Source organism: Carnobacterium inhibens subsp. inhibens DSM 13024, assembly GCF_000746825.1.
Taxonomy (GTDB): domain Bacteria; phylum Bacillota; class Bacilli; order Lactobacillales; family Carnobacteriaceae; genus Carnobacterium_B; species Carnobacterium_B inhibens.
Genome location: NZ_JQIV01000006.1, coordinates 514407 through 528103 on the forward strand (window position 1 = coordinate 514407; position 13697 = coordinate 528103).

Below are 13697 nucleotides of genomic sequence, written 5' to 3' on the forward strand. Positions count from 1 at the left end.
TTTTAACCATTCATAACCATTCCGCCATCTACATTGATGACTTGACCTGTAATGTATTTATTTTCGCTTAAGAAAACTGCTGCTCTTGCAACATCTTCTACGTTACCTAAATGTTTCAAAGGTATCTGACTAACCGCTTGTTCTTTCATCTTATCAGATAACACATCTGTCATTTCTGTATCGATAAATCCTGGAGCAATCGCATTGACTGTTATACCTCTAGCAGCTAATTCTCTAGCTGCGGATTTTGTTAACCCAACAACACCAGCCTTACTAGCTGCATAGTTGGCTTGTCCGACGTTTCCAACAAGACCGACCACACTGGCCATATTAATAATAGTGCCACTTTTTTGTTTTAACATAACTTTAGATGCATGACGGGTCGTATTAAAGGTTCCTTTTAGATTAACTGAAATCGTTTGATCAAAGTCTTCTTCCGACATCCGCATTAAAAGCATGTCATTTGTGATACCGGCATTGTTCACTAAGATATCGACGCTTCCAAAAACTTCTTTTGATTCTTCGATCAATTGTTTGGCAAAGTCAAAATCACTAACATCGCCTAAAATAGTGTGCGTTTTAACTCCGTAACCTTCTAATTCACTAATAAGCTCATCTGAAAAAGGTTTACGAGCATTTAAAATGATATTCGCACCAGCTTTTGCAAATTCTACAGCAACCGCTTTTCCAATACCTCTTGAACTCCCTGTGACAATAACCGTTTGATTTTTTAAAGTCATGTGCTCATTCCTTTTAATGTATTAGGCTAAAGCTTTTAGCTCTGCCAGTTTTTTTAATGTTTTTTTTAAAGTTTTTTCATTTTCAACATTTAAAGTGGTAACTGTTTTATCGATTTTTTTGATAAAACTACTTAATGTCTTTCCAGGACCAACTTCAATAAATGTATCCACACCTAAATCAACCATTGTTCGTACACTGTCTTCCCAATACACGGGAGACATCACTTGTTTGACCATCATATTTTTGATCTGTTCTTTGTCTTTGAACACCTCTGCAATTGTGTTGCTCACAACTGGTAATGAAGGTTCATTAACAGAAACAAATTTCAGTGCTTCTTCTAATTGAAGAGAAGCAGGTTCTAATAACTGTGTATGAAACGGTCCACTAACTTGCAATGGAACAACTCTTTTAGCTCCTCTTTCGAGTAAAAGCTCTCCTGCTTTTTCAACAGCCTCTTTGACACCTGCGATTGCAATCTGTCCAGGCATATTATAATTAGCTGGAGAAACGACACCTAATACACTAGCTTCATCACATGCTGCTTTAATTGTTTGACGATCTAATCCCATTACCGCACTCATAGCGCCTTCACCTAAAGGAACAGCATCTGTCATGTACTGTCCGCGTTTTTTAACTAATCTAACCGCATCTTTAAAAGAAAGAACATCAGCTTTAACAAATGCACTGTATTCACCTAAGCTCAAACCAGCTACAATATCAGGTTGAATCCCTTTTTCTTTTAGCAATACATCAATAGCTAGGCTAACCGTTAAGATAGCAGGCTGAGTGTAGGTTGTTTGATGCAATAAGTCATTTTCTTCAAAACATAGTTTAGTCATATCTAAATCTAGAGACTCACCAGCTTGATTAAAAATGTCTCGGACCACACTGTAATTTTCATACAGTTCTTGTCCCATACCAAAGTATTGAGCTCCTTGTCCACTATACACAAAGGCTATTTTCATACACATTCAATCTCCTTTATACCGGTAATATGGCTATTAAAAAAACCATCCATTTAATAAACATAAATAAGAGAAATAATCGAAAAAATAACTAGAAAACCATTTGAAGCAAAAAGAACTCCTTTTAGCTTTCTAGTTATTTTTCACTTAAGTTCACCTTATTTTGACATTAGGTTGGCTTGTTCTGTAATTACTTCTTTGTATTCATGCATTAATTCTTGGATGATCTCATGACAACTTTGTTCTTTATAAACTAAACCGGCACTTTGGCCAGACATAAATGATCCAGTTTCTTTATCGCCATCTATGACAGCTCGTCTCAAAGCACCTTTTCCAAGTTCTTCTAAACGATTAAAATCTGGGTTTTCGTCACTTGTGATGTCTTTTTCAACTTTTAAGTATTGACGAGTTAGTTTGTTACGTAGGACACGTACTGGATGACCAGTAATCTGACCAGTAACTACAGTATCAATATCTTTTGCTTTTAATATGGCATCTTTGAAATTTTGATGAACAGTACTTTCGTGTGCAACAACAAAACGTGTTCCTAATTGGACAGCTGAAGCGCCTAACATAAACGCAGCTGCAACACCACGTCCATCAGCAATACCTCCTGCAGCAATAACGGGAACAGAAACAGCATCGACAACTTGCGGCACTAAGTTCATAGTGGTCGTTTTTCCGATGTGTCCTCCAGCTTCCATACCTTCACAAATAATCGCATCTGCGCCTTCATTTTCCATTCTTCGAGCTAATGCTACTGAAGCCACAACTGGAATAACGACTGTACCGACACTTTTAAATTGATTCATGTATCTTCCTGGACTACCCGCACCAGTAGTTACTACTTTTACTTTTTCTTCACAGACAACTTTTACAACATCATCTACGTTAGGAGATGTTAATAGAACGTTGATACCGAAAGGTTTATCTGTTAAACTTTTCGTTTCTCTAATCAGTTCTCGCACAATTTCACTTGAAGCATATCCACAAGCTAATATTCCTAGACCGCCAGCATTTGAAACTGCACTCACTAAACTAGGATTAGCAACCCAAGACATTGCGCCTTGTATAATTGGGTATTTGATTCCAAGTTTTTTAATTAATTCAGACTGCATACAGTACCTGCTTTCTTATGAGTGCTTATTTTTTAGCTAATTCAACTTCAACAAAAGTTACGATATCTTGAACAGTTGTTAAACCTTCTTCAGATTCAATTTTAATATCAAATTCGTCTTCAATATCATTGATGATTTGGAATAAGTCTAAGCTGTCTGCTTCTAGATCTTCACGGAAGTTTGTTTCTAATTGTACTTCTTCTTCCTCTTTGTCTAATTGTTCCACGATAATTGCTTGAATTTTTTCGAATGTCATTTTGTATTTCCTCCATTATAGTTGTTTTTTTTGCTTATTTTTTTAAGCCTAAGCGAAGCTGGTATAACCTCTTTAAAGTTGAATAAGCATGGAGCCCCATGTGAGTCCTCCACCAAATCCAGTTAGAACGATTTTTTTCTTGCTGCCTAAAACTAACTCTCCGTTTGTTAAAAGTTCATCTAACAAAATCGGAATACTGGCAGCAGAAGTGTTTCCGTATTCGGCAATATTGGTTGCAAATTTTTCAACTGGAATTTTCAGTTTTTTTGCAATTGCCTTTAATATACGGTAATTGGCTTGATGTGCGACGATACAGTCAATTTCTTCTAACGTGCTGTTTGAAGATGCTATAACTGTTCGAATGCTTTCAGGGACACTACGAATGCCAAAATCAAAAATTGACCTTCCATCCATTTGTAGATAACTATCTTTCATTTCATTTTCTATTTGAAAATTTGAAACGAATCGGCTGCCAGCTGTAAGCGATTCTCCACGACTTCCGTCAGAATGGATATCTTCTCCTAAAAAGCTGCTTTCAGTTTCTGATGCACCTAGCAAGACACCGCCAGCTCCATCACCAAACAAAACAGCAGTACTACGATCTTGCCAATCAATGATTTTTGACATGACCTCTCCGCCAAGAACTAATCCATAGTTAAACGAACCGCTTTGGATTAATTTTTCCGCAATCGATAATGCATAAATGAAACCAGAACATGCTGCATTTACATCAAAAGCCATTACAGGATTTGCTCCGATATAGTCTTGAACTAAACAAGCCGTTGAAGGACTTAATCCATCTGGGGTCATTGTAGCAACAATGATGAAATCAATTTCTTTAGCAGAAATCCCAGCCTTTTCAAGAATATCTAGTGCAGCTTTGCCACATAAAACGGAGGTGTTTTCACCTTCACTAATGTGTCGTGTTTTTATACCGGTACGTGTTCTGATCCATTCATCATTAGTATCCATCATTTTCTCTAACATAGCGTTGGAAACTTTTTTTGATGGAGTATAACTTCCAGCACCCATAATTTTAGCTTTCATTGTATCCAACCCTGTTCTTATAAGTTATTTTTCGTGCGGTCCAAGAAAACATGTAAATTTTGTAACCCTTTGATCAGCATTTCTGCTTCTTCTTTATTTAATCCCTCAAGTGTTTCTTTAACCATGTCTCGGTGAAATTTATTATGGAGACGATACAATAATCGACCTTTTTTCGTTAATCCTAACTTAACTACTCGACGATCATCATCGTTACGAATACGTTCAACATAACCTTTTTTGACTAAATTATTAACAGAAACCGTTAATGTTCCTACAGTCACCGAAAGTTTTTTTGAAACTTCCGTTGTCGTATGAACTCCATACATTCCAATAGCTTCAATCGTATGCATTTCTTTTATTGAGATATCTTTAAATGTGCTGCTTTGAAGAGCACCTTCTTCAATTGTCATAATTTCATTAAATATCGTTACTAAGTAAGAATTAATTTCAGGAATTAATTCGTCCACATCAACTCCTCCGTTCTTTCAAATTAACAAACAACTAATTAGTTTGATAATCAAATTGTTTGACCATCAAACTATATTATTTTTTATAGGAAGTGTCAAGAAAAAATATGCACTGTTTTTTGATTTTTTTATAATAATCCTTTTATATCAGTCTTTTCAATGCAAAAAAATATTTTGATTATCAAAGTAACTCTTAATTAGAAAACGTTTTCTTTTTTTGTATAAAAAAAGAGTTAAGACACTTTTATGTCTCAACTCTCTTTTTATATTTTCTATTAGTCAGCTTCAGCAGATATAAATTCTTCTATATCTTTAAAGTTAACTATAGTTTTACTTTCCATTATGTCTTTCATTTTGTCAGAAGACTTATCCCAATAGATTTCTACAACTGCACTATTATTCAATAACTTGATAATCGTTCCAGCCATTTTTTCGTCTCGGAATGAAAAAATAATTCTATCTCCTACATCTGGTCTAAATGAAGCTTTTATTTCGTCAATAATGACGATTGCTTCGTCATATGGTACGCCTAAAAGGGTCGCAATTCTTGATTTGCTGGCACCTTTTCGAAGTTCAACCTCCACTAAAGATTGAATTTCTTCGGTAATGATTTTCCCCATGTAAATCCCCTCATTTCTTTGGTTCTTATTTGAGCGTATTCCAGTGAATTCTTTTACTAAAGACCATTGTACCACATTTTGGCAATAAAATGAAGCACAAGAAAAACAGAACACATACATAGCTTATACTTCTGGAATGTGTGCATGTCTCTAATTAGTTAAATGAACTAGCATGATACCCTACTTTTTTTAATAATTCTGTTAATGTAGTCATTTCTTCTTGATTAAGGACATTGAACAACTCTGAAATCAATAGTTCATGTTTTGGAAAAGCTTCTTGCATAAATGCTGTCCCTTTTTCAGAGATGGAAATATTGGTTACACGTCTATCCGTAGCTGAAGGGCAACGTTTTATGAACCCCTTTTTTTCCAATTTATCTACGACATACGTAATACTGCTGCTGGCTAATAAAATTTTCTTACCAATATATTGGATAGGTTGATCGCCTTTATTGTATAAAAGTTCTAAAACTGAAAACTCTGTTGAATTTAGACCATATTTTATCATGTCTTTTTTCACAACATCTTGGACACTTGAAGAAGATTTTAATAATACCGTCAAAGTTTTTAATGCTTTAGTTGAATCCGTCATTGTATTTATCACCTTTCCTATTTACTTCTAAATTATCCTTAATTTACTTTTAAAACTAATATTCTTATTTCGAGAGAAATATACCATTAAGAGCAGGTAACTGTCAATATTCAGAGATAAATATTCCTGCAAAAAAAAGAAAAACGTTCTCTTAATCAGAACGTTTTTCTTTAATCTTACAGCATGGTTCTAATAAATCTTTGATATCAGCTTCTATCTAGGCCGATCATTTCGATTTGCTCATTAGAACAACATGCTTACTGGATAGGTTCAAACATTTAGTAAATCTGATTGATTTTCTTTTTGATGGGCAATACTTTAACAATCAACTAAATGAATGAACTTGGACAAAGTAGCTTTACTCGGCTACCGTCCTGAAAGCTACTTTCACTAGCTTCCTAAAAGAGCACCATGCTCTCTTTCTTTGCATGTTCTCTTTACACTGTAAATATATCATGCAAGCGTTAACAAGTCAATAGAATTAGCTTAATTCACTCTACTAAAACAAAAAAGAGAGTCTCTCAATAAACAGAGACCCTCTTCCTCATTTTGTAGCTAGTTCCTTTATGATGTTCCTTTATTCTAACACTTTTTTCTAATCTCTTGATTTACTAGATTGTCATTTTGCACATGAATTCTTTTTCCATCATGTGGGTTTTGGATACTTCAATCTTGACTTATTCTATTTTCAGGAACTTAGCCACGCTATGAAGTTGAGTTAATAGTACTAAAACTACTATTAACTTTAGAGTCGATTGTTACACTGACTCTAGCAAAGAAGACATTGTACCTTGTCCTTCTTTACACCATTATAATAACAACAAATCGCTAAAATTTCAATTTTAAAGATTGGAAATATGTTGTCTCATAAGTTAATTTAATTTTTAGTTTAACCCTTATTTCTTAATGGTTGTAATGTTGTCGACCATGCAACAACTTGATCTAACAACGTACTTACAGTAGCTGCGTGTAAGTCGGCTGGTTTGAATTCATTCATATTCACAAAATCTGTAAATAAAGACATTGCTGGGTGTGTACGGACATCTGCAACTTGCAATTCGGCTAAAACTACACGTAAAGCCTCAGCAGCTCTTACACCACCTGATGACCCATAACTTACGATACCTGCTGCTTTATTATTCCATTCTGGATAAAGATAATCGATTGCATTTTTTAAAGCTGAAGTTATACCATGATTGTATTCAGGAGTAATAAAAACATAGCCATCTAACTCAGCTATTTTTTTAGACCAAGGAATAGCCTCTGGGGTAACATAGTTTTGACTATATGCTGCTGAGATTGGTTCATTGTATAGTGGTAAATGGTATTCTGCAATGTCTACAATTTCGTATTCTGCGTCTCCACGTTTATCCGCTAACTCTTTTACCCATTGTGCTACTTGCAAGCTGTTACGTCCCGGACGTGTACTACCTGTAATTATTCCAATTTTTGTCATGTATTTCTTCCTCCTTCTGATTATCTAAAAATATGAATATATGATTGAGCAGCTAATGAAACCGTTCCATTAACTGACTTAAAATAAGTATAGTACATACATTTTCAGGTTGCAACTAATTCAATTTCTAACCGTAACCTTGTTTTCTATCCATTCCATTTCCTTTTGTACGCTAGCTTTCCTTACTCTATTATAAATTAAATGTACTCGATATGATTTTTGCTGTTTCTTCAGCACTTAAATTGGTATTTGTTATTCTTGTATAATTTTCTTTTTTTATTTCACCTTCAAAGGAATTCAGTCTGTGTTCTTTCATCGTTGATTTCAGTTCGTTATCTGACCATTCAACGTTTCTCTTCGTCGGTTTATGTTTAAGACGGTTTGCACTTTTATTTCGATCAAGTCTTTCGCTAACATCCGCTTCAAGTTCGACCAAATAAGTCGTTGCGTCTTTAGATTCAAAAATTCCACAGATAGTATCTACAAAATCCCAGTCCGCTTGTTGATCAAATGCCCAAACATACGTAAATATTATTCCTTCTTGATCACTCTCTGATATGGCTTTAAAAATTTCCATTCTAAATAAGTCAGATAACTCCCACATCTTAGGACTAAAATTAAAAAATGGCTCAAGCAATTCGATTGTCATATGATTGTGAAAAAGTTTTAATCCAGATATTTTTTCTAATTCTTGACCTACAGTCATTTTTCCAACAGCTTGAGGGCCAAATATAAGTACAAACTTCATACATTTCCTCCCATACTAATTTCTATATTTGATTATAAATCTGAAGGTGTGATAATTCCCAAAGGAGATTCAGTTACTTTACCATTTTCTGTAATGAATAAGGCTTCTAGCCGACGATCATTTTTCATTAGATCTGCAGCAACTTCAACTGACATAGTTGTCTTAATAAATAAATAATTATTTCTATTTTTATCTTCTGCTACGATTTCTTCTATCAAAATACTTTTCATATTAAGGGGTTCATCTTTTACATGATTTGCCAACCAAACAGCGATTCCTTTTTCCGTTAGCAATCCTATGAGACCTTTATTTTTATAAATAGGAAAGTGGGTGAATTTTTTTTCGTTGATCGTTTTTAGAACGTTAGTAAACAAATCGCTAGAATTGAAATGGATGACATCTCTTTTGAATAAGGGATAAACTTTTTCAGGGCTTTTTAGTTCTTCTTCAATTTGCTCAATATGTTTAACTACTTTATCTGTCGGTTCAGCAATATAGTTATTAGGAACTAACTTCTTGTGCACCATAACGTTTCTAAGATCCGCAAAAATCTGTAAATCATTTTTATATTTTTTTACCGCTGGATTACGGTATTCATTTTCATCTAGTAGTCGATAGAAAGGTTTTTTATGTTCATCTTCATTATCTAAAAAACTAAGATAGTTATGAATCCTATTGAAACTTGCTATAAAACGTTCTGCATTATTCATTGTTCTCTCCTTTGAATAGCATTATTTTCGATACATATTAAAGAACTCACGTCCATATAATACGAAGGATAACGTTAAGAAAAAGCCAGTAATGCTCATTAAACTAATGGCTGCAGGCTGTCCAATTGAAGGAAACGCCACCATAAATGTCATACATGCATAAAAAGCAGCTGTAGATATTTTGCCAAACCATTTTGCTCCATCAAGTTTTTTACCTTGTCGATAGAGAAGAATGTCATTTATCGCCATGAAAAGTTCTTTTGCTACGAAAAGAGTAACAATGATCCACATTTTTTCATAGCGAAACATTAAACAAATGATAACAGCGACTTGAGTAAGTTTATCAGCAATAGGATCAAGCAGTTTTCCTACTTCTGTTATTTGATTAAATTTTCGCGCAATTATTCCGTCCAACAGATCTGTTAATCCCGAAAAAACAATAATCATACCAGATATAAGATAATCTCTCTCATCAGTTGCTGTAAGGTAGTGGACCATAAAAACAGGAATGAGCAGCAACCGTACATAAGATAAAATATTAGGGAGCGTAAAAAAATCTTTACCTCGTAATTTCAATTAACCTCACACCTCTCATCTAAGAATCTATCTAGTGGTTAAGTTAATCCTATCATTCTTACCACTACTTAGACTACTTTTATGTATTATTTTAAACCATTCTTGTAAAAAAAGACAACCTATTTACTGCTTTCATTCAGCGGCAAATAGATTGTCTTTTATCTGTTATCCATTTAAAAAAACTATTTTACTTCTCATCAAAATCGAATTCATCAATCGTATAAACCAAGTCTTCCATGTTTGAAGTGCTGAAGAAATTTTCTTCATTTTCTGGTGGGATATCCAAATAGATTGGCATTGCTGTGTCTGGTTCTAGAATTCCAAAAGATTCTTCGGTCAGGTTGTATTTAGCTTTGTCTAAAATAACGTCACCATTTACAGTGCTAAAACTGATTGTAACATCAATATTAGTCATTGCTACATCCATTCTGTTTACGATAATAAAGATAGCTTGCATTGCACCTGTTTCACCTAGATACATACCAGTAAAGTGAATGGCAACATCATTTTCAATACCGATTTCTTCTGATTCAGCCATTCTCATTTCTATTTCTTGCAATACCGAATCATTTTCTAATGTAAGATTTTGATCTAATTCCATTTTTTGCGGTACAAGTGGAATATCCATTTCTGTAGTTGTTGCACCTGAGTTGCTAGAATCTGTAATTGTTTCTTGTGTACTCATAATACTTGATGATTGAGAGGACATCTCTTCTGAAGACTCAGAAGACATTTCTGAACTCATCATTTCACTTGATGCACTAGTTGAACTCACTTCAGTAGAGGAACTTGTCTCACTTTCTCCTCCCATCAAATCACAACCTGCCAATACAACAACTGCTCCTAAAAGCGTCAATATTTTCTTCATTTTAATCATCATCCTTCCCTTTTTTTATCCTTAATTATCAGATAAAGCCCTTTTTATTTCTCTTATAGATTTTTACTTATAATTCCTCATAAGTAAAATCATCTAACCAAATAGATAAATTCTCATTTGTAATTGAAAAGAATAGATCCACTTTGTCTTTTGGAACAGTCATCGTGAGAGGAAGAACAGCATTTGGTTCTAAAGGACCAAAGATTTCTTCTGCCACTAACGATTCATTTTGATCCCATACCATTTCTCCATCTTTATTGCCGTAATTTAATTTGTAATGTATATTTTTTAACGTTAATTCTGTTTTATTTATAACAAAGAAGTAAGCCAATGTATTCCCATCAACTTCATCATACACGCCAGAATACATCACGGTTACATCGTTATCAAATCCCATGTCAGGATTTTCTGAAACCAATTGTTCAAATTGAGCCATTAATGGATTATTGTCTAATGTTTGACCTTTATCAGCATTCTCTTTAGGAATAACAAATGATAAATCAGCGCCCTCTGTTTGCTTTTGTTCTGTAGACGTGTCAGAAGAAATCGATGTTTCAGATTTATTAGCCTCTTCGTAATCAAATGAGTTGATCTCTTCTACCACTTGAGTAGATTCCATATTTTTCAAGAGATCTTCTTTAGTAGAATCAACCACTAAATACATCGGCATAACTGCATTTGGTTCTAAGATTCCAAAACTTTCTTCGGTCAACTTAAATGCATGTTCATCAAAAACCAATTCATTTTCTGATTTTCCAAAGGTATACGTAAAACGAATATTTTTCATTGCGGTATCTGTTCGATTAATAATAAAAAATATACCTGCAAGATTAGGAGATTCACCAAAAGTTTCCCCAGTATAGATAACGGTTACATCATCCTCGTAACCCATATCTGGATTTTGTTTTACATAATCATCTAGCAATGCCAGAGTAGCGTCTGTTTCAATAGTTAACCCATTTTTAATCTCATCTGCTTGCGGGACTAATTTCAGCTCATCCGAGACAGTCTCCTTCATTTCTTCTGAGGACGATTGTATGGATATAGAAGTTTCTTTTTCTCCAATAGAACTTTCAGGTTCACTTGATTCTTCTCCACTAGAAACAATGGAACCAGCACTTTCAGAAGTAGACGTAATTCCTTCAGTTATTTTTTCAGCTAATTGTCCAACATCACACCCTGCCAATACAACAACAAAAACGAGTAGAAAGCCCAACTTTTTCATCTTTCTCTACTCCTTTCTTAAGTACTTATTATCAATATAAACTAGCTTTTTGCTAAAAACACATACCCTCCGTTTCATTTAAATTTTTAACTCAAAAATATAGAAAGAATTATACTGCATCTTTATAACTTATTATTGCTACTTTTATTGTATCCTATAAACCTGTATTCACAAAAAGATATACCTTGAATAGGTTATTTTATAAAAAAAGATTAGAAAATAACTGAGTTTATCTTCAACTCCTTTATTTTCTAATCCTTTAGTTTTATAGATAATTAAAAGTCAACATCATCTAATTGTCTGCCTTCGTAATCTTCATTATACTTTTCATCTTGATTGTCCTTTTCATGATAGTCAGGATGAAAAGGATCGAAGGTATCTCCATCCGTCAATGTACGATAAAAAACTTGTTGAGCTGTTCTTCGATAAGGTTCGATGTAAAATGACAGTACAAGAGCTAGAAATACGAATACTAAAAACAATAAAAGAAAACCAATAATAATGGCAATTCCTTCATTCGGTCCAGCATCTAGTCTAGCTTCAATCGTTTGGACACTCCCAAACAGGATTAATGCATATACAAGAAATGGAACAATATACAGCCAAATAAATGAAAGCTGCAGTAAAAAGAACGACCATTTTTTGCCTTTCATCATTTTGCGGCTTTGATCTAATGCATCCATGATGCTAATTGTAGGGTTGTCTCTCATGATGTTCAATGCTTGACTATAACTATAACTTTTAATGATTCCTGGTATAATAAATAATAAAGACCACAGCATGATTAAAATAGACATAACAATAATCAAGCCTATCGTTTTAAAAATACGTTCTTTTCTAAATGTTTGAAACATTCCCTCAATAGATAGTTTAGCACCGTCTATTCTATCTAAGATATTCCATGCATACCCAGCATACATCAAAGATGAAATTAACCCTACAAGGGTACTGATAAGTAGGGATAATAAACTGGCTGTAATAGTTGGTTCTGCCATTACTGTTGAGTCATAAACATTTCCTTCTATAACAGATTCAATCATTGTAAACGAGCTGCCTGCTCCTATTACAGTTAATATACCTTGACTAATGACACTTGTTAAAACAGAAATAATAATTAAATTTAAAATAGCAACTTTCCAATTTCCTTTTAACAGCTTTTTTGCTGTTTTTTTTATTTCACGTCTCTTCATACTAAACTCCTCCTTTTTTAACCTGACCCTTAACTTATCATAACCGAAAGTAAGCTTCTTAACAATAATTATCCATTTAACGGCAAGTTAATTTCTCGAAAAAAAAGGTTGATCAGAAGATCTGATCAACCTTTTTTCTTTATACAGTCCATTTTTCGTAATCGTCATTTTCCATTGACTCAACCATTCCAAGTAAATAGCCATTTCCCACCTGTGAGAAAAAATCATGGTTAGATGTACCAGTAGAGATTCCATTCATAATAACTGGATCCACATCATTAGCCGTATCAGGGAATAAAGGATCAAAACCTAAATTTTGAAGAGCTTTGTTAGCGTTGTATCTCAGAAAAACTTTTACACGTTCCGTCCAACCGATTTCATCATACAGATACTCTGCGTATTTCACTTCATTTTGATACAACTTAAACAATAAGTCATATGTCCAATTTTTCAACTCTTCTTTTTCATTATCGGGTAATTGATTATACGCAATTTGAAATTTATATCCGATATATGTTCCATGAACAGATTCATCGCGTAAAATCAATTTAATGATTTCAGCCACATTTGGCAATTTATTGTTTCCTAAATAATGCAACGGAGCAAAAAATCCTGAGTAGAATAAGAAAGACTCCAACATTACGCTGGCAACTTTTCGTTGCAAGTCAGTTCCAGTATGGTAAATCTCATTGATCGTACCAGCTTTTATTTGCAGCAATTCATTCGTATTTGTCCATTGAAAAATTTCATCGATTTCCATTTTGCTATTTAACGTACTAAAAATCGCGCTGTAACTTTTCGCATGCATGGATTCCATAAATTGGATATTGTTGTAAACAGCTTCTTCGTGTTGTGTTCGAATCGATTGTTTCAAAGATTGAACACCATCTTGTGATTGAAGAGTGTCTAGCAGGGTTAAGCCTCCAAAAACTTTCCCTACCATATCTTTTTCATTTTTTGGAAGTCGAGCCCAATCATCTAAGTCATTTGATAACGGAATTCGAGTATCAGTCCAAAATTGCTCAACTAATTTTTCCCATGTTAGTTTGTCGATCATGTCTTCGATATTATTCCAGTTAATTGCTTTATAGTTCGTTGTCATTCTTGTT

16 protein-coding genes are annotated in these 13697 nt (G+C 33.9%); all 16 read right to left on the reverse strand.

The features are described 5' to 3' along the window. Positions 1–2: 2 nt before the first annotated feature. On the reverse strand, positions 3–740 hold the full coding sequence (fabG, locus tag BR65_RS03535; protein WP_034536751.1) for a 3-oxoacyl-[acyl-carrier-protein] reductase: 738 nt from the start codon (positions 738–740) through the stop codon (positions 3–5). Positions 741–761: 21 nt separating this feature from the next. Further along, a complete protein-coding gene (gene fabD, locus BR65_RS03540) occupies positions 762–1706 on the reverse strand; it encodes an ACP S-malonyltransferase (RefSeq protein ID WP_034536754.1) in 945 nt (314 codons plus the stop codon). A gap of 158 nt (positions 1707–1864) precedes the next feature. Then, positions 1865–2824, reverse strand: coding sequence for an enoyl-[acyl-carrier-protein] reductase FabK (gene fabK, locus BR65_RS03545; protein ID WP_034536756.1), 960 nt, complete (start codon positions 2822–2824; stop codon positions 1865–1867). Positions 2825–2849: 25 nt separating this feature from the next. Then, a complete protein-coding gene (locus tag BR65_RS03550) occupies positions 2850–3080 on the reverse strand; it encodes an acyl carrier protein (RefSeq protein ID WP_034536759.1) in 231 nt (76 codons plus the stop codon). Between the two features lie 72 nt (positions 3081–3152). Continuing rightward, positions 3153–4127 (reverse strand): beta-ketoacyl-ACP synthase III, encoded by a 975-nt coding sequence (locus BR65_RS03555; protein WP_034536761.1) that lies wholly within the window; start codon positions 4125–4127, stop codon positions 3153–3155. Positions 4128–4144: 17 nt separating this feature from the next. Continuing rightward, positions 4145–4594 carry a fatty acid biosynthesis transcriptional regulator FabT gene (fabT, locus tag BR65_RS03560; RefSeq protein WP_023178060.1) on the reverse strand — a complete coding sequence of 150 codons (450 nt, stop codon included), beginning with the start codon at positions 4592–4594 and terminating at the stop codon, positions 4145–4147. Positions 4595–4869: 275 nt separating this feature from the next. Continuing rightward, the gene (locus BR65_RS03565; RefSeq protein WP_023178061.1) at positions 4870–5214 is read right to left on the reverse strand and encodes a DUF2187 family protein; all 345 of its coding nucleotides are present in this window, start codon (positions 5212–5214) and stop codon (positions 4870–4872) included. Positions 5215–5368: 154 nt separating this feature from the next. Then, entirely contained in the window at positions 5369–5806 is a 438-nt protein-coding gene (locus BR65_RS03570) for a MarR family winged helix-turn-helix transcriptional regulator (RefSeq protein WP_023178063.1), read from the reverse strand. Positions 5807–6695: 889 nt separating this feature from the next. Continuing rightward, positions 6696–7262 carry an NADPH-dependent FMN reductase gene (locus tag BR65_RS03575; protein ID WP_034536764.1) on the reverse strand — a complete coding sequence of 189 codons (567 nt, stop codon included), beginning with the start codon at positions 7260–7262 and terminating at the stop codon, positions 6696–6698. A gap of 190 nt (positions 7263–7452) precedes the next feature. After that, entirely contained in the window at positions 7453–8010 is a 558-nt protein-coding gene (locus tag BR65_RS03580; protein WP_034536766.1) for an AAA family ATPase, read from the reverse strand. Positions 8011–8042: 32 nt separating this feature from the next. Next, positions 8043–8720 (reverse strand): CBS domain-containing protein, encoded by a 678-nt coding sequence (locus BR65_RS03585; RefSeq protein ID WP_034536768.1) that lies wholly within the window; start codon positions 8718–8720, stop codon positions 8043–8045. A 21-nt stretch (positions 8721–8741) separates the two neighbouring features. Next, complete coding sequence (locus BR65_RS03590) at positions 8742–9296, reverse strand: CDP-alcohol phosphatidyltransferase family protein (RefSeq protein ID WP_034536769.1); 555 nt, start codon at positions 9294–9296, stop codon at positions 8742–8744. A gap of 187 nt (positions 9297–9483) precedes the next feature. Continuing rightward, complete coding sequence (locus tag BR65_RS03595; RefSeq protein ID WP_081901347.1) at positions 9484–10164, reverse strand: lipoprotein; 681 nt, start codon at positions 10162–10164, stop codon at positions 9484–9486. A gap of 76 nt (positions 10165–10240) precedes the next feature. After that, entirely contained in the window at positions 10241–11398 is a 1158-nt protein-coding gene (locus BR65_RS03600) for a hypothetical protein (RefSeq protein WP_034536771.1), read from the reverse strand. Between the two features lie 275 nt (positions 11399–11673). After that, positions 11674–12588, reverse strand: coding sequence for a DUF975 family protein (locus BR65_RS03605; protein WP_034536772.1), 915 nt, complete (start codon positions 12586–12588; stop codon positions 11674–11676). Between the two features lie 139 nt (positions 12589–12727). Beyond that, on the reverse strand, positions 12728–13690 hold the full coding sequence (gene nrdF, locus BR65_RS03610) for a class 1b ribonucleoside-diphosphate reductase subunit beta (RefSeq protein WP_023178074.1): 963 nt from the start codon (positions 13688–13690) through the stop codon (positions 12728–12730). Positions 13691–13697 lie beyond the last annotated feature (7 nt).